Consider the following 16,714-nt stretch of genomic DNA (forward strand, 5'->3'; position numbering starts at 1 on the left):
GGTTCCGAACCCTCCTGAAGTCAGCCGCGCACGATCGTGCGCGCCGTCTCTCGCGCCCACGTATCGGCCGCGAGCACCTCGTCCAAGGTACTGGGTTCCGCAGTCCACCGGTCGGCAGACTCTACGACCCGCGCCACCGTGCGCACGATATCGGGGAATCGGATCACCCCGTCGAGGAAGGCCTGCACCGCGATCTCGTTGGCGGCGTTGTAGGTGGCCGTCACGCAACCGCCCGCCTTACCGGCCTGACGCGCCAGCTCCACCGCGGGGAAAACCTCGCTGTCCACCGGTTCGAAGGTCCACGTCGAGGCGGCCCGGAAGTCACAGGCGGCCGCCGCGCCCGGCACCCGGTCCGGCCAGCCCAGCGCCAATGCGATGGGCAGCTTCATATCCGGCGGGCTGGCCTGGGCGAGGGTGGAGCCGTCGACGAAGGTGACCATGGAATGCACGATGGATTGCGGGTGCACGGTCACGTCGATGTTGTCGTAGGGCACGCCGAACAGCAGGTGCGTCTCGATCAGTTCGAGGCCCTTGTTCACCAGCGATGCCGAATTCAGGGTGTTCATCGGCCCCATGGACCAGGTCGGATGTGTCTTGGCCTCAGCCGGATTCACCGACTCCAGCATCTCGGCGGTCCAGCCGCGGAAGGGCCCGCCCGAGGCGGTGAGCACAATGGTGGCCACCTCGTCGGCGCGGCCGCCGCGCAGGCACTGCGCCATGGCCGAGTGTTCGGAATCGACCGGCACGATCTGCCCCGGCTTGGCGGCCCGGGTGACGAGCGAGCCACCCGCGACCAGCGACTCCTTATTGGCCAGCGCGAGCCGCCGCCCCGAATGCAGGGTCTCCAGCGTCGGCGCCAAACCCAGCGAGCCGACCAGCGCGTTGAGCACCACGTCCGCATCGGTGCGGCGGACCAGCTCGGTGGCCGCATCCGGACCGGCCAGTGACACACCCAGTTTCGCCGCGGCCGCCTCGTCGGCCACCGCCACATTGCGGGTCCCGGTGGCGGCGATCTGCTGTGCGAGCAGTTCGGTATTGCCACCGCGCGCGGCCAATCCGACCACTTCGAAGCGATCGGGGTTGGCGGCGATCACCTCCAGCGCCTGGGTACCAATCGAACCGGTGCTGCCCAGCAGCAGAACTTTCACGACGTCGGACACGCGCCCATTCTCCCTTGCCCCGAAAACGACCCGCTGCGCTGCCACCCTGCTGGCTACGACACAGGGTCGTATGTCACGATAAGGGTCAGCATTCGATTCGAGCCTATAAGGAGCGAAAGTGGCCGCCACGGAACTGGAACCCGCCCACAGCGCCGGAGTCGTCACCAAGGTCGACACCGCCGAGGTTCCGTCCGCCGCATGGGGCTGGAGCGGCGAGTCGCGTCGCACCTTCCGCACTGCCGGTTGGGTTGTCGTACTGATCCTGCTCGCCATGCTGATCGGTAACCACAAGGGCAAGATCGAGGACATCTACCTGGTCGGATTCGCCGTCGCCATCGCCGGCATCCTGATCCGCGACTCGCTGTTGCAGCGCAAGCCGCGCTAGTTCGCACGCACGCAAATACCCGGCCTCGCAGACTTTTTCGCGGGGCCGTGGTTGTTTTCACCTGACCATCAGGCAAACTCGGGGTGGCAAACACGCACACGAGTTTTGGGAGTGAAACGAATGCGCAAGATCCTGCCCTCCACTTTGCTGGCCGCTGCCGCTGTCGGCGCGCTGCTGGTGCTGCCCACCGGCACCGCGAGCGCCATGTCCCCCGCCTGCAACCAGGCGAGCGACGTGATCAACAACAACCGCAGCCTCGGCCCGGACGCCGCTCTGACGCAGTCCATTTCCGACCAGCTGCTCGCCATCGACGCCAGCGGCCAGGAGCAGCAGGCCATCGCCAACTACGCGCACGCGCTGACCAATGGTGATGTCGCCAGCGTCGGCAATGCCTCGACCATCCTCAATGGGGTGTGCCAAGTCGGGTCGTAGCAATCTCTGCTTCGCAGCAGACTTCGGGCCGGATCGCATATGCGATCCGGCCCGAAGTCTGTTGTGGCTGAGTGCCGTTAGCTGGCCGGAGCGGCCGGCGCCGGCGGGGTGGCCAGATCGCTGAAGAACTGGAACAGGCCCACGGCGACGACGGGTCCGCCGATGATGATGGTGCCGGCCACCAGACCGATCGCGGCCATGGCCGCGCCGGTCACCAGGCAGCCACCGAGGAAGCCCGGAATGGTCAGGGTGCCGATGCTGATCACCGTGGCGCCGAGGGCCACTGCGGCGCCGCCCGCGATGCAACCGATGCCCGCGCCGATCACGGTGCCGACGAGGCTACCGATCGCAACACCGACGGAGACCGTGCTGGACAGGTTGCTCAGCGCCTGGTTGAAGTTGGGGTTCGCGGTGGCGTCGACCTGCTTGATGAGCGGGGTGCCCGGGGCGACCGGCTGTGCGGCGGCCGGATCGGCGTTCGGGGTCAGGGTGGCGGTATTGCCGTCGATCTGGGCCGCGATCGGGAAGGCCTGGCCGTCCTTGACGAAGCTCAGCGGGACGGTGGTGACCACGCCGCCCTGGGGATCGCGCACCTGGAGCTGACCGTCGTCTGTGGTCAGCGAGCCGATATCGGTCTTCAGAACGACCGACGAGCCCTCGATCTTGGTGTCGTAGTGAATCGCGGTGGCGGCGGCCGGAGCCGGCGCAGTATCGGCGTAACTCGTGCCGGCAGAGACACCGAGAGCCGCGATTGCCAGGGCCGAGGTGGCGGCGAACTTCTTGAAGCGCATAACTTTTCGTCGCTTTCTGCAGCGGACGCACTACCTCTTTTCGAGGAGTGCGGGTTCTCGTCGAGCACCCGAGATAAGAGTCGTTCCGTGATGTTTCCGTGATGTTGCCGTGCCATAGCGGTATGGAGTCAGTGAGCCGGTTTTCGTTACGTTTAACGTGCCCTCGGTTTTTTTCACAGGAATGAGGCAACTCATTAACGCAGCAAGAAGGGCCCGCCGCCATCCGATCGATGGGAGCGGGCCCTCAGGTTGCCCAGGTATAACCGCTACTGGTTCGCGGGGTCGTTGATCCGCTGGAAGAAGCCGATACCCACGATGATCGCGGCAGGGACGCCGGTCAGGACCAGGCCCGCGGCCGCGCCGAGCGGGATACCGATCAGCGTGCCGGTAATGCAGCCACCGATCCAGCCCGGCAGTAACACCGGAGTACCGAGGAACGCACCCAGGGCACAACCGCCGATGGCGCCGACCAGAGTGCCGACCATGGTGCCCACAGCAGTAATGACGCCGAACTGTGCACCCGCGGCGCCGACGGCGTCGTCGAACGCCTTCTGCTGCACGACCTCGTGGATCGGCAGATCGACCGGACGGGCGGCGGCCGGATCCAAGTTCGGGGTCAGAGTGGCGCGCAGGCCGTCGATGGCGGCGTTGATCGGGTACCGCAGGCCGTCCTTGACGAAGCCGAGCGGGAAGGCGGTCACCAGAGCACCCTTGTTGTCGAGCATCCGGAACTGGTCGTCCGCGGTGGTCAGCGAGCCGGCGTCGGTGGTCAGCACTACCGAATCGCCCTGGATCTCGGCATTCCAATGAATGGACGGGACCATCTGATCGATCGCCTGATCGACGCCGTTCACGATGTCGGAGACACCCGGGATCGCGGGGGCGGGAGCCGGGGCGGCATGCACAGCACCGGCGGAGATGCCGAGGGCCGCGATGACCATGGCCGAGGTCGCGGCAGCTTTGCTGAACTTCATGACATCGTTGCTTTCTTCGCACGGCCGCTGCCCTTATCAGCAGCGGGAGGCTTGTGAAGCCTTCTAGTCAAGTGTCCAACAAGGCGATTACTGATGAGTAGCTGAGAAGTCCATAAGAGCCCGAAAACGAGAGTGATCTGCGTCAAACGACTCGAAAACCGCACTGCTGAACAAACTTTCAGTCGGTTATAGGGCGGTTTTCTGCCATATGATCTGCATCACTCTGACGCACATCGGCTATCGAATTGCGAGCAAACCTGCTCCGACGGCCAGTACCGATGCGTCCGCGCCCGGCAGCTCCCGAACGCGGGCGGTCAGGGCAAGTTCGTTCAGTACCGTCTGCGCGGCCTGCACCCGGACGCGGGCGCTGATCGGATCCCAGTCCGGATGCACCCGGCGGGCGAGGCCCACCCATTCGGCGATATACGAGTGCTGCGCGACCCGGGCGCGGTGCCGGTCGGCGTCGGGCAGATGCATGGACTCCGAGACGAGTATCTGGACCAGATCGGGATTCTCGGCGACGAAGCCGCCGTAGCTGCGCAACAGCCGGTCCAGGCCGTCGCCGGCATCGACGGCCCGGGCGAAGGCGCGGCTCATATCCATCCGAAGCCACTCGTTGCCACGGAACACCATGGCCAGCAAGATATCGGCCTTGCCGGGGAAATGGTTGTAGACGCTGGGCCCGGCAATGCCGACGGCCTCCCCGATATCGTCCATGCTCACACCGACGAACCCCTGGCGAGCGAACAGTTTCGCCGCCTCGGCGAGAATCGCCTCGCGACGCGATCTGGTCATCGAAAGATGCACTTTCCCGGCAGGATTCGCGACAACTTCGGGCAGCGCGATCTGTGTGTCGACCGCCGCCGAGACGAGTTCGTCCAGCAGCGCGGTGAATCCGGGTTCGGGCAGCGAAAGGCTGTGGAACGACATGCTGTCGGCCACCGCCAGCGCGCAGCGGGCGAGCAGATCCGCCTCCACCGCGTTCAGCTCGGGACGGCGCTCGCGCACCAACTCGGTGAGGCGGGCGATGATCCGATGGGTGAGAGTCCGGAACGCGGCCCGATTCTCGGCGGACAGATGTCGGCCTTCGCGCCGCCACAGCACCCCGACATGACGGTGCGCGAGCGACGCGGCGGCGAGGCTCGCGCCGATATCGTTCGCGGTGGTCACTGCCAGGGCGGCATCGATGGTGGTCAGGGCATCGCCGACAACGGTGGCGAGCAGATCCTGCTTGCCACGGAAATGCCGGTAGAGCGCAGACGGGCCGATGGCCACCGCCGCGGCGACCTCGCCCATACCGACGGTGGCATAACCCTTGCGATAGAACAGCTCCGAAGCCGCCCGCACGATGAGCTGCCGCCGATTGGCCGGGCGGGTGCCCCGAGCCGGGCCGGTCACCGTCTGCGTCTCGCGCCCGGCCATGGCTGAACCCTAGATATTGAAGCCGCCACCGCAGAGCAGAGTCTGCGCGCTGACGTAGTTGGACTCGGGAATGCAGAACAGGTAGACCGCGCCGGCGGCTTCGGTCGGTGTGCCCGCCCGGCCGAGCGGGACCATCTGCTCCATGGCGGCAAGCAGATCCGGGTTCACGCCGACCTTGAGCGTCTTGCCCTCGATGTCGATGGTGCTGTCGCCGCCGGCGGGGGCCTCGGTGAGCCGGGTCTTGATCAGGCCGAACGCGACCGTGTTCACGGTGACGTTGTAGCGGCCCCACTCCTTGGCCAGGGTCTTGGTCAGGCCGGTGATGCCCGCCTTGGCGGAGGAGTAATTGGCCTGTCCCGCATTGCCTCCGGTGCCGGCCATGGAGGAGATGTTCACGACCTTGCGGCACGGGATCGGCTCCCCCGCCGCCCTGGCCTTCTTCACGGCGGCGGCGATGACCGGCTGTGCGGCGCGCAGAATCCGGAACGGGGCCTTGAGGTGTACGTCGAGAATGGCGTCCCACTGCTCGTCGGTCATCTTCTGGATGACCGAATCCCAGGTGTAGCCGGCGTTATTGATGATGATGTCCAAGCCGCCGTAGTTGTCGACGGCGGCCTGCACGAAACGCTCGCCGAAATCGGCGTCGGTGACACTGCCGACGCACGAAACAGCCTGGCCGCCAGCGGCTTCGATGGCCGCGACGGTTTCCTTGGCCGGATCGGCATCGAGGTCGTTGACCACGACCTCGGCGCCCTCGGAGGCGAGTTTCAGCGCGATCTCACGGCCGATGCCGCGGCCGGAGCCGGAGACAATGGCGACCTTGCCATCAAGAGTTCCCATGGGAGACAAAACCTTTCAGTGTGGATGAATGCGGCGTGGATCAATGAGGCTCAGAGTGCGACAACAGCCTCACCAGCGAGGGTGACCGTGCCGTCGTCGAGGGTGACGACGAGGGCGAGGGTGGCGCGGCGTTCACCGTCGACCTCCTCGATGGCGGTGACCTTGCCGGTGGCGGTGGGCTTGCCGTGCACCGGTGTGATGGCCGCGAACCGCACGCTGTAGGAGCGGATCGACTGCTGCGGAACCCAATTGGTGAGCAGTCGGCCGAGGTACGCCATAGACAGCATGCCGTGCACGAAGACGTCGTCGAGTCCGGCGGACTTGGCGACATCGAGATCGATGTGCATCGGATTGTGGTCACCCGAAGCGCCCGCGAACAGGGCGAGTGTGGTGCGCGAGATCGCCCGAATCTGCAAGGGCGGCAACTCGGTTCCGACCTCGACCGCTTCGACTGTGGTCATTTGCCTGCTCCTGGATTCCGGACGACGATCACGGATTTCAGGTCCGCCACCGCGGACCCGTCGGCACGGGTGACGGCGGTTTCCTTGACCAGAAATTCGAGTGCGCCGCCCTTTTTGCTGTAGACGTCGGTGATGCGCGGCCGAGCGGTCAGCACGTCACCGGCCACGGCTGTCGAGTGGTAGGTGAAGGTCTGCTCGCCGTGCAGGACGAATCGCATATCGATCCCGGCGGCGGCGGCGAAGGCGAACGGGTCCGGGGCTTCGAGTTCGATGGAGAACAGGAAGGTCGGCGGGACAGGCAGATCGGTGTAGCCCGCGGCCTTCGCCGCCTCGGTGTCGGTGTAGACCGGGTTCTTCTCGCCGATGGACTTCGCGAAGAAGCGCAGCCGCCCCGCGTCGATCGTCAAGATTGTCGGCGGGAACTCGGTTCCGATAATGGCGGGATCGATGGCCATGCTCAGCTCACCTTCTCGTACAGGGTGACGACGGCCGCGCCGCCGAGCCCGATATTGTGCTGCAGCGCCAGGTTCACACCCTCGACCTGACGACCCTCGGCCTGACCGCGCAACTGCCACACCAGTTCCGCGCATTGCGCCAGACCTGTCGCACCCAGCGGGTGCCCCTTGGACAGCAGGCCACCGGACGGGTTGGTCACCACCCGGCCGCCATAGGTGTTGTCGCCGTCGGCGATGAACTTCTCGGCGGTGCCTTCGGGCGTGAGGCCCAGACCCTCGTAGGTGAGCAGTTCGTTGGCGGTGAAGCAGTCGTGCAGTTCGACAACCCGAATGTCGGCCGGGCTCACCCCCGCAGCCTCGTACACCTGGTCGGCGGCGGCCTTGGCCATGTCGTAGCCGACCACTCGCATCATGTCGGTGGTGAAGGTCGACTCGAAGTCGGTGGTCATCGCCTGTGCCTTGATGACAACGGCGGTGGTGAGGCCGTTGGCCTTCGCGAACTCCTCGGAGCAGAGGATCGCCGCGGCCGCGCCGCAAGTCGGTGGGCAGCACTGCAATCGGGTCAGCGAGCCGAAGATCTGCGGCGAGGCCAGCACCTCCTCGACGGTCACCGGAGTGCGGAATACCGCGTACGGGTTATTGGCCGCATGCTTGCGCGACTTCACCGAGATCTGCGCGAACACCGCGGGATCCATGCCGTACTTGTCGGCGTAGGCCTGGCCCGCGCCGCCGAAGTACTGCGCGGCCATGGGCGCCTGCTCGTCCCAGCCCTGCAATTGCGTGGTCTTGGTGTCGAAGCGTCCGAACGGGGTCGGCCGGTCGCTCCACATCGAGCCGAGCGCCCCGCGCAGCATCTGCTCGAAGCCGAGCGCGATCACACACTCCGCGGCGCCGGTCTCGATCGCCTGACGAGCCAGGAACAGGGCCGACGATCCGGTGGAGCAGTTGTTATTGACATTGACGATCGGAATACCGGTCTGGCCGAGTCCGTAGAGCGCCGCCTGCCCCGAGGTGGAGTCGCCGTAGACGTACCCGACGTACGCCTGCTGCACCTTGCTGTAGTCCACGCCGGCATCGGCCAGCGCCTTGCGGGCAGCCGTCTCACCCATGACGTCGTACGGCTCGGTCCGGCTGGGTGTGGTGAAGGGAATCATCCCGACACCCGCCACCACTACGCGTCTATTCATCAAGACCTCCTGGACTTACTAGTGCCTATTCACTTAGTGAACCTCACACCGCCCTCGACGCACAAGCCATCGCGCACATATGGCCGACTATCGGCAGATAGCTGCCGGAAAACTGGGTCTTGCGCCACTGCATGTGACCGTTGTTACACTACCTACTGTTCACATAATGCAGGCACGGTCACAGCTGCAACCCACCGGATCCGGAGATCGCATCCATGTACCTCACGCAAGGCCTGCACCGGGCCGTTCAGCAGAACCCCGACGGGATCATGACCATCGACGGGGAGCGGACACGAACGTTCCGGGAGGTGGCCGATCGAGTCGCCCGGCTGGCGGGGGCCCTGCGCGAGCTGGGGGTCGGCGACGGTGATCGGGTCGCGATGCTCGGGCTGAACTCCGATCGCTACAGCGAATACCTACTGGCGGTGCCGTGGGCGAATGCGGTGCTCAATCCGGTCAATATCCGGTGGAGTGTGCCCGAAATCGTGTACAGCTTCGAGGATTCCGGCACCACGGTGCTGTTCGTCGACGATGCGTTCGCGGCAGTGCTGCCCGCGGTTCGACAGGGCTGTCCCGGACTGACGACGATCATCCACTGCGGCAACGGACCTACTCCCGAGGGCACGCTGTCCTATGAGGACCTCATCACGAGCTCCGCGCCCATCGAGGATGCCCGGCGCGGCGGTGACGAGCTGGCGGGGATCTTCTACACCGGCGGCACCACCGGATTCCCCAAGGGCGTCATGCTCAGCCACGCGAATATGTTCGCCTCGGCATTGGGTTCGATCTCCACCGGATATCTGTTCCGGCCCGGCGGCTCCTACCTGCATACCGCGCCGATGTTCCACCTCGCCGATCTGGCGGGCTGGATGGCCGAGGTACTGCTCGGCGGCACCCATGTGATCATTCCATCGTTCGATCCGGTGACGACCTTGAATGCCATTGCGGCACACCGGGTTACCGATACCCTGCTGGTCCCGGTGATGATCCAGCTGGTCGTCGATCATCCGCAGGTGGCCGAGTACGACCTGTCGAGCCTGCAGACCATCATGTACGGCGCGTCACCCATCGCGCAGGCGGTGCTGGAGCGGGCGATGAAGGTTTTCCCCAATGCGAGCTTCACCCAGGCGTACGGCATGACCGAGGTCGCACCCGTCGCAACCCTGCTGGGTCCGGCCGATCATGCTGCGGGACTGCTCCGTTCGGCCGGTCGGGCCGCGCCGCATTCGGAGGTCCGCATTGTCGATCCGGACGATCTCCCGGTGCCCAACGGCACGGTCGGCGAGATCCTGGTGCGCGGTGACCATGTAATGCTGGGCTATTGGAACAAACCCGAGGAGACCGCCGACGCCCTGCGCGGCGGGTGGATGCATACCGGCGACGGCGGCTATCTGGATGATCGCGGCTATCTCTATGTGGTCGACCGGATCAAGGACATGATCGTCAGCGGCGGCGAGAACGTGTACTCCGCCGAAGTCGAGAATGCCGTTGCCGCACATCCCGATGTCGCCGCCTGCGCGGTGATCGGCGTGCCGGATGCGGAATGGGGCGAGCGGGTGCACGCCGTGATCGTCTGTGTGCCGGGGACTTCGGTGACCACGGAGCAGATCCGCGAGCACACCAAGACCTTGATCGCCGGATACAAGGCGCCGCGGAGCGTCGAGGTGGTCGACGCGCTACCGGTATCCGGCGCCGGCAAGATTCTCAAACGTGAACTGCGGAAGCAGTATTGGGGCGAGAGCGACCGGCAGGTGCACTGACCGCGGCCCTAATACATGCAGCCGGCGACCTCCGGGTAGTCGCAGCGTGATGTCACTGGGTCGGGCCCGGAGTTTTGGACGTAATGCAGCAACTCGCCGTTATGGCCCATCGCACACGGCATCTCATAGGCGTGTGCGTGTGCGACACACGCCACGTAGTGAGTGCATTTGGTGGGATGCGGGTAGTTACCGTCCGCCTTGTCGCTGCAGTCGAAGTGGAATTCGGTTGTGTCCATGGCTTTCTCCTCCGGAGGTCAGGCGCAGGTCGGGACATCGTCGAAGGTCTGACAGGTGGTGCCCGACGCGCAGGGCCTGACAAGCCAGGACCCGTTGTCGCAGGTGGCGTAGTTGTTGTCGTCCCAGCAGATGTCCACGACGCCGTCACTCGTATCGCAGCTTTCGTCACCGGGGCCGTATCGGAGATGCATTCCAGATCATCGTCGGGTTCCTGCGCCGAGCTATTCATGGCGATACCTTCCGTTGTCGTCATCTCAGAGGTTCGAACCAGTAGGCGTGCCACCCTTTTGCCAATTTTGACAGGACCGCTCCGGCGACACGCGGAAATTCGTTCGCCGGGCGGCAGCCGGACAATCGCCGATTGCCGTACCGGGCCCAGCCGAAGTGTGCGAATCTGATCGATGTGATGGCGCAGTCACTGGGGTGGGCAGTGCGGATGGCGTTCGCGGCGGTATTCGCGACATCCGCTTTCGGGAAGCTGACGGCACGACAGGCCGCGCGAGATGCCTTGCTCGCCTTCGGTATCGGTGAGCGATGGGTACCTGCGACGACCTGGGCGGTACCGGTCGCGGAGGCACTCGTTGCCGCCGGACTCCTGCTGCCGGTGACCGGACTGTCGGCCGCCGCGGCCGGAATTCTGCTACTGACCGTCTTCACGGTGGCGGTGGCGGTACAGCTGCTGCGAGGTAACCACCCCTCGTGCGCATGTTTCGGCGCGGCCGATGTCGCGCCGATCGGACCGCTCACGCTCGTGCGCAATGGTGCGCTACTCGCGCTCGGCTGCGCCGCAATGGCCACTGCCATCGCCTATCCGCGCCTGCCGTCGCCATTGCCCGCCGACCGGGCAGCCCTGATCACTGTCGGGATTGCCGTGGTGACAGTGCAGATATGGCAGGGTTTGGCACTGCGCCGGATTCGGCGTGCGCAAGCGACCAGTATCCCCGCCGTGGCACTGCCGAGCCAGTTGCCGGTTGGGACGATCGCGCCGGAGTTCGAGCTTCTCGCCTCGCCGGGCACACCGGCGACGCTGAGCGGACTGCTGGCGGATGGGCGTCCGCAAGTGCTGCTGTTCCTGCATCACGGCTGCAGTCCGTGCCGGCAAGTCGCCGACGAGATCGGCGTCTGGAACCGAAAGCTGCACGGACAGGCCGACATCACCGTCATCGGCTCGGGGACCCTGCAGGACAATGCGCTGTGGGCCGAGGAGTACGGCATTGCCAGATATCTGGTGCAGCAGTACAAGGAAGTGGCCGAGCGCTACGCGATACGCGGCACCCCGACCGGGGTGAAGGTCGGGTCCGACGGCCGCATCGCCACCGGGCTGGCCATCGGTAGTGCGGCCATCCGAGCCCTGCTCAGCGAATCCGAACACCCTGGCAGCGAGGGCCTCCACATCGAGAACCGACTGCACCACTCGTGAATTCAGCCGCCACAGGACCGATAGTGACCGTCTCGGGTAGTCATTCGACGCCGACGCCGAGGATCCGGTCGAGTGCCCGGGTCCCGGCGGGCGTGATCTTCAGCGCCCGGCGTGAATTGTGGCGCTCCAGCCAGTCGGCGGATTCCATTCGAGTCAGCACTGCCGCACCGAGCGCGCCGCCCAGATGATGCTGCTGTTCACTCCAGTCGACGCAGAAACGCAGCAGTGGCCTACGGCGAGAGCGTAATTGGTCCAGGTCGACGCCGAGCTCGGCGAAGATCGGCTCGGCGGCCGGACCCAGTTCGTAGGGGTGCTCATGCAATGGCGCGGCGATCGGATCGGACGGAGCGCGTTCGGTGTGCAGGCCTCCGTCGGTGCGGGTCAACGCCTTTCGTTCGAGCAGCGCTCCGGTGACGGCGACGCCCAGTCGCCCGGCCAGATGGTCGTAGCAGCTGCGGGCGCTGCGCATGGCGGCGGCTCGGCTCGATTCGCGCAGGGAGCGCACCGGGCGGATCGGCGCGAGCGCGGCCACCGCTTCGAGGACCGTCGCGACCTCGGGACCGGCCAGCCGGTAGTAGCGATGGCGCCCCGACGGCTGCACGGTGATCAGTCCGCCCGCGACGAGCCGGGACAGATGCGCGCTGGCCGTGGATGCCGAGACGCCCGCCTCCGCGGCCAGTACCGAGGCGGGGAGCGCGCGGCCGTCGAGGAGCGCCATCAGGACCCGGGCGCGGCTCGCATCGGCCAGTAGCTCGCCCACACCGGCAATATCGGCGAAGCCGAGTTCAGCAGTGTGTGCGTTCATGCTCTCCAGTCTGCCGCGCCGACACTTCGATGGGCGACGAAGCGTTTCGGGGAAACACTGGGGATATGAGTACATCGACTCGCGCGATGACCACACCGAACCCGATAGTGCGGCCCGGACGACTACTGACGGTGCTGTGCGCCGGAATGTTCCTGGTTCTGCTGGACGTGACCATTGTGAATGTCGCCCTGCCGAGCATCAGCCATCAGTTGCACGCGGACTCCGCCACGCTGCAATGGGTGGTGGACGGCTATGCGGTCGCCATCGGCGGTCTGCTGCTGGCGGGCGGCACCCTCGGCGACCGCTTCGGGCACCGCCGCATTCTGCTGATCGGATTCGCGGTGTTCGGGGCGGCCTCGCTGATCTGCGCGCTGGCGCCGACCATCGGAGTACTGGTCGGCGGCCGGGTCCTGCAGGGTGTCGGCGGCGCACTACTACTGCCCAGCACGATGGCTGCGCTGGTCGACGCGTTCCCGGATCGGGCCGCGCAGGCGAAGGCGCTGGGGACCTGGGCCGCTATCTCGTCGCTGGCGCTTCCCGCGGGCCCGTTGCTCGGCGGGCTGCTGGTCAGCGGGCTGGGCTGGCGACCGGTCTTCTGGATCAATGTCCCGCTGATTGTTCTTGCGCTGGTGGCTATTCCGGCCGTGGTGCCCGCGCGACCGGCTAATCGGCAAGCGGGTGGGATCGATATCCTCGGATTGACGGGATTCGTCGTCGGGCTGAGCGGACTGGTGTTCACCGTCATCTCGGCCGGACACCACTCGGACCCGGTGCTGCTGGCGGTATCGGCACTGGTGACGCTGGCCGCGCTCGGTATCGCACTGCGGTCCGCGCGACACAGTGCGCACCCGATCCTGCCGTGGGATCTCTTGCGCCGCAGGGATTTCCTGAGTCCCAATGTGGTGGCGCTGACCATGAATCTGGTCTTCAACGGCCTGCTGTTCGTCAGCATGCTGTATCTACAGGACGTACTGCACTATTCGCCGTTCGCCGCGGGCTGCGCGGTACTGCCCCTGGCTGTTCCGCTGGTCGCGCTGGCCCCGGTGTCCGGACGTCTCACCGCGCGGCGCGGGCCCCGCACCGCCATCGCCATCGGCTGCGTCGCCGCTGTGCTGGGCTCGCTGCTGCTGACACAGGTCCGGCCTTCCTCCGGAATCGGCTGGCTGCTGGCCGGATTCGCGCTGCTCGGCGTCGGTGCGGGGCTGGTGACCACCTCCGTGGTCGCCGCCGTCGTCCGCGCCACCCCGTCGGACCGGTCCGGTTTGGCGACCGGTGTGTCGAATACCGCCAGGCAGATCGGAACCGCCTGTGGTGTAGCGATTTTCGGTGCCATCGCCGGATCACCCACCACACCCGGATTCCGCCACGCGATCCCGCTGCTCGCGATTATTGCCGCGGCGCTCTGGGCGATGGCGCTCGCCGTGACACTCCATGGGATCGGGCGACAACAAGGCAGTTCAGCGGCCGGCGTGTCCCCCGCGCGAGGGACCCGAGTTCCCCCGGTGGAGTGATTGTTTCACCCGCTGCGGAACCTAGGCTGCTCTGGTCGGGCAGCCACCAGCGATTCCATTCGGCCGCCCGCCGGAACGCCCTTGGGAGGCATAGTGTTCGGTGCTGTCAGCAGACGAGGATTCCTGGCCGGTGCGGCGACCACCGCGGCAGCCGCGGCGACCGCGGCATCGGCAGGTCGCGCTCGCGCCGACGGGAACCGCGACAAGCCGAATATTCTCGTGGTGCTCGTCGATGAGATGCGCGCGCCGGTCTGGTTCCCGGATCAGCAGGCGCTCGACGGCATACTGCCCAATCTCGCCCGTATTCGGCACGGCGGTGTGTCCTTCGAGCAGCACTACACCGCCGCGAACGATTGCACCGCTTCCCGTGGCGCCCTGGTGACCGGGCTGTATACCCATCAGACCGGATGCATGGTCGTCTCCGAATCGACGCTGTCGCCGAAATTCCCGACCTGGGGTTCGATGCTGCGCGATCACGGTTACGAGTCGACCTGGTGGGGCAAATGGCATCTCGGGCATTACCCCGATCGCACGCCGGGCGCGCTGGACGCCTACGGGTTCGGCGGCGGCACCTATCCCTCCCCGAACGGTGCGCCCGGTCAAGGGCTGCAAATGGATCCGAAGATCGTCGACCAGTTTGCGGATTGGTTCGAGCACGATGCCGGGACCGCGCCGTGGTGCACCACGGTATCGCTGGTGAATCCGCACGATATCCAGTACTGGCCGCGCTGGACGCGCCGCGACCAGGCCGCGCTGAATATCCCGCGGTGGGTGACCGACCTGCCGCCGAATTTCGAATCTCCCGAACAGCTCGCCGGGAAGCCACGCCTGCAGACCGCACTGGTGCAGGTGTCGACCGCCGCATTCGGGCTCGCGCCGTACGGCACGCCGGACGCCCGGCAGGCCTGGATCGATATGCGCAATCTGTATCTGTGGCTGCAGCAGCAGGTCGATATCCAGATCGGGCGTGTGCTCGACACTTTGAATTCGCAGCCGGAGGTCGCGGCCAATACCGTCATCGTCTTCACCTCGGACCACGGTGATTACGCGGGTTCGCACGGTCTGCACGGTAAGGGCGGCGGCGCGTACGACGAGGCGATCCGCGTCCCGCTCTACGTGCACGATCCGCGCGGTTACTACAGCCCCACCGACGGCACCACTGTCCGCAACCAGCTGACCTCCAGCGTCGATCTCACCCCGCTGCTGCTGTCCATCGCCACCGGCGGCAATGCCTGGCGCGGCGACGGCCGCTACGAACATCTGCGTGACCGTCTCGACCTGGCCGCCCTGTGCCGTGATCCAGGCGCGGCCGGCCGCCCCTGGATCGCGCACACCACCGATGAGGCGACCATCGAAGAGGCCGCAATCCTGTTCGACCGCAATGCCCCCGGCCACGTCGCCATGGTCCGCACCGCCGACGCCAAATTCGCCTCCTATTCGACCTGGGTAGACGGCCGAATCCAGATCGATCCGAGCCAAGAGCAGGAATTCGAGCTCTACGACTACTCCACCGACAACGGCAAACTCGAACTCGACAACCAGGCCGCCACCGCAAACCCCCTCCGCGCCAACACCTCCCAACTCCTCGACCACGCGATCCAAACCGAAATCCAGCAACCCCTCCCCACCTACCTGAAGGACGCCCAGGACCAAGGCATAGCCGACTACCTCGATTCCCAGCGCAACCTCGCCACCAAGGCCGAACGCCTCGGCGACTTCCTCGACGATTTCGCCACCCCCCGCTGACCGGCGAGATCTGCCGATCCGACACCGCGCCTCGAACGTAAACACCTGCAATGCAAGGTGATTCAGCGACCGCGGCGATGAATCATCCGGGCAGATACGCCAGTGTTATGGTGCGTTGATGAATGATGGTGCGGGATCACCGGTGCGTATCGGCATACTCGGCGCTGCGCGGATCGCGCCGACGGCGATCGTCGATCCGGCGAAGGCGCATCCGGATGTGGTGGTCGGGGCGGTGGCTGCGCGGGATGGGGGGCGGGCTCGGGCGTTTGCGCAGAAGTATGGGATCGAGACGGCGTATGACAGTTATGAGGCGCTGATCACGGATCCGGGGCTGGACGCTGTTTATATTCCATTGCCGAATGGGTTGCACGGGCAGTGGACGCGGGCGGCGCTGGAGGCTGGGAAGCATGTGTTGTGCGAGAAGCCGTTTACGGCGAATGCGGACGAGGCTCGTGACATTGCCGCGCTGGCCGCGGATTCGGGGCGGGTGGTGATGGAGGCGTTCCATTATCGGTATCACCCGATGAATCTGATGGCCGAGCAGATCATTGCCTCGGGGGAATTGGGGAAGCTGGTGCGGGTGGAGGCGGCCATGTGCTTCCCGCTGCCGAAGTTCTCCGATATTCGGTACAACTATGCGCTGGCCGGCGGGGCACTGATGGATGCCGGATGCTACGCCGTGCATATGGCGCGGGTGTTCGGTGGCGAGAATCCCGAAGTTGTCTCGGCCACAGCGAAATTGCGCGATCCGGAGGTCGATCGGGCCATGACGGCGGAGCTCCGGTTCCCGGCGGGGCATACCGGCGGGATTCGCTGTTCGATGTGGTCGTCGGAGCTACTGCGGATGAGTGTCAAGGTGGTGGGTGAGCACGGACAGCTGCACATCGTCAATCCTATTGCCCCGCAACTCCCGAGCTGGCTGACGGTGCGGACCGAGCGCGCTAAGCGCCGGGAACGCTTCACCCACCGGCCGAGTTATGCCTTCCAGCTCGATGCCTTCGCCGGCGCGGTGCTGCACGGCGAACCGGTGAAAACCGGTCCGCAGGATTCGGTCGAGAATATGACCGTCATCGATGCGATCTACCAGGCCGCGGGGCTGCCGCTGCGGCAGCCGAGCTGAATGCCCAG

At 65.9% G+C, this 16,714-nt stretch carries 18 protein-coding genes; 7 read left to right on the forward strand and 11 right to left on the reverse strand.

Going from position 1 to position 16,714, the window contains the following annotated elements; all coding sequences use genetic code 11:
• Positions 1–20 precede the first annotated feature (20 nt).
• Positions 21–1,160, reverse strand: coding sequence for a 1-deoxy-D-xylulose-5-phosphate reductoisomerase (gene dxr, locus JWN03_RS01995; RefSeq protein WP_297608749.1), 1,140 nt, complete (start codon positions 1,158–1,160; stop codon positions 21–23).
• A 118-nt stretch (positions 1,161–1,278) separates the two neighbouring features.
• On the opposite strand from dxr, the gene JWN03_RS02000 reads away from it, so the two are divergent.
• Together JWN03_RS02000 and JWN03_RS02005 are read left to right on the forward strand one after the other, a co-directional pair.
• Positions 1,279–1,545, forward strand: coding sequence for a DUF2631 domain-containing protein (locus tag JWN03_RS02000; protein WP_297608752.1), 267 nt, complete (start codon positions 1,279–1,281; stop codon positions 1,543–1,545).
• Between the two features lie 120 nt (positions 1,546–1,665).
• On the forward strand, positions 1,666–1,977 hold the full coding sequence (locus JWN03_RS02005; RefSeq protein ID WP_297608755.1) for a hypothetical protein: 312 nt from the start codon (positions 1,666–1,668) through the stop codon (positions 1,975–1,977).
• Between the two features lie 77 nt (positions 1,978–2,054).
• Here JWN03_RS02005 and JWN03_RS02010 read toward each other — a convergent pair whose 3' ends face one another.
• The 7 genes from JWN03_RS02010 to JWN03_RS02040 all read right to left on the reverse strand — a co-directional run bounded on the left by JWN03_RS02010 (position 2,055) and on the right by JWN03_RS02040 (position 8,107).
• A complete protein-coding gene (locus JWN03_RS02010; RefSeq protein ID WP_297608758.1) occupies positions 2,055–2,768 on the reverse strand; it encodes a hypothetical protein in 714 nt (237 codons plus the stop codon).
• A 266-nt stretch (positions 2,769–3,034) separates the two neighbouring features.
• Entirely contained in the window at positions 3,035–3,742 is a 708-nt protein-coding gene (locus tag JWN03_RS02015) for a hypothetical protein (protein ID WP_297608761.1), read from the reverse strand.
• Between the two features lie 237 nt (positions 3,743–3,979).
• Positions 3,980–5,164 carry a TetR/AcrR family transcriptional regulator gene (locus JWN03_RS02020; RefSeq protein ID WP_297608764.1) on the reverse strand — a complete coding sequence of 395 codons (1,185 nt, stop codon included), beginning with the start codon at positions 5,162–5,164 and terminating at the stop codon, positions 3,980–3,982.
• A 9-nt stretch (positions 5,165–5,173) separates the two neighbouring features.
• Positions 5,174–6,004, reverse strand: coding sequence for an SDR family NAD(P)-dependent oxidoreductase (locus tag JWN03_RS02025; RefSeq protein ID WP_297608767.1), 831 nt, complete (start codon positions 6,002–6,004; stop codon positions 5,174–5,176).
• Between the two features lie 50 nt (positions 6,005–6,054).
• Positions 6,055–6,465, reverse strand: coding sequence for a MaoC/PaaZ C-terminal domain-containing protein (locus tag JWN03_RS02030; RefSeq protein WP_297608769.1), 411 nt, complete (start codon positions 6,463–6,465; stop codon positions 6,055–6,057).
• Positions 6,462–6,920, reverse strand: coding sequence for a MaoC family dehydratase N-terminal domain-containing protein (locus JWN03_RS02035; RefSeq protein ID WP_297608772.1), 459 nt, complete (start codon positions 6,918–6,920; stop codon positions 6,462–6,464). The genes JWN03_RS02030 and JWN03_RS02035 overlap by 4 nt, the downstream gene beginning before the upstream one ends.
• A gap of 2 nt (positions 6,921–6,922) precedes the next feature.
• The gene (locus JWN03_RS02040; protein WP_297608775.1) at positions 6,923–8,107 is read right to left on the reverse strand and encodes a lipid-transfer protein; all 1,185 of its coding nucleotides are present in this window, start codon (positions 8,105–8,107) and stop codon (positions 6,923–6,925) included.
• A 215-nt stretch (positions 8,108–8,322) separates the two neighbouring features.
• Here JWN03_RS02040 and JWN03_RS02045 point away from each other — a divergent pair, with 215 nt between their 5' ends.
• On the forward strand, positions 8,323–9,867 hold the full coding sequence (locus JWN03_RS02045; RefSeq protein ID WP_297608777.1) for an acyl-CoA synthetase: 1,545 nt from the start codon (positions 8,323–8,325) through the stop codon (positions 9,865–9,867).
• Positions 9,868–9,875: 8 nt separating this feature from the next.
• On the opposite strand, the gene JWN03_RS02050 is transcribed toward JWN03_RS02045, so the two are convergent.
• Together JWN03_RS02050 and JWN03_RS02055 are read right to left on the reverse strand one after the other, a co-directional pair.
• On the reverse strand, positions 9,876–10,103 hold the full coding sequence (locus JWN03_RS02050) for a chitin binding peritrophin-A domain-containing protein (RefSeq protein WP_297608779.1): 228 nt from the start codon (positions 10,101–10,103) through the stop codon (positions 9,876–9,878).
• 18 nt (positions 10,104–10,121) lie between these two features.
• Positions 10,122–10,295, reverse strand: a complete 174-nt coding sequence (locus tag JWN03_RS02055; RefSeq protein ID WP_297608782.1) for a hypothetical protein — start codon at positions 10,293–10,295, stop codon at positions 10,122–10,124.
• A gap of 215 nt (positions 10,296–10,510) precedes the next feature.
• Here JWN03_RS02055 and JWN03_RS02060 point away from each other — a divergent pair, with 215 nt between their 5' ends.
• Positions 10,511–11,524 (forward strand): MauE/DoxX family redox-associated membrane protein, encoded by a 1,014-nt coding sequence (locus tag JWN03_RS02060; RefSeq protein ID WP_297608785.1) that lies wholly within the window; start codon positions 10,511–10,513, stop codon positions 11,522–11,524.
• Between the two features lie 40 nt (positions 11,525–11,564).
• On the opposite strand, the gene JWN03_RS02065 is transcribed toward JWN03_RS02060, so the two are convergent.
• Positions 11,565–12,329 carry an ArsR/SmtB family transcription factor gene (locus JWN03_RS02065; RefSeq protein ID WP_297608788.1) on the reverse strand — a complete coding sequence of 255 codons (765 nt, stop codon included), beginning with the start codon at positions 12,327–12,329 and terminating at the stop codon, positions 11,565–11,567.
• A 65-nt stretch (positions 12,330–12,394) separates the two neighbouring features.
• On the opposite strand from JWN03_RS02065, the gene JWN03_RS02070 reads away from it, so the two are divergent.
• From JWN03_RS02070 to JWN03_RS02080, 3 genes are all read left to right on the forward strand, one after another.
• On the forward strand, positions 12,395–13,840 hold the full coding sequence (locus tag JWN03_RS02070) for an MFS transporter (protein WP_297608791.1): 1,446 nt from the start codon (positions 12,395–12,397) through the stop codon (positions 13,838–13,840).
• A gap of 93 nt (positions 13,841–13,933) precedes the next feature.
• Positions 13,934–15,586 carry a sulfatase-like hydrolase/transferase gene (locus tag JWN03_RS02075; protein ID WP_297608794.1) on the forward strand — a complete coding sequence of 551 codons (1,653 nt, stop codon included), beginning with the start codon at positions 13,934–13,936 and terminating at the stop codon, positions 15,584–15,586.
• A gap of 118 nt (positions 15,587–15,704) precedes the next feature.
• On the forward strand, positions 15,705–16,706 hold the full coding sequence (locus JWN03_RS02080; RefSeq protein WP_297608797.1) for a Gfo/Idh/MocA family protein: 1,002 nt from the start codon (positions 15,705–15,707) through the stop codon (positions 16,704–16,706).
• The last annotated feature ends 8 nt before the right edge of the window (positions 16,707–16,714 follow it).

The organism is Nocardia sp. (genome assembly GCF_025465275.1).
Classification (GTDB): Bacteria; Actinomycetota; Actinomycetes; order Mycobacteriales; family Mycobacteriaceae; genus Nocardia.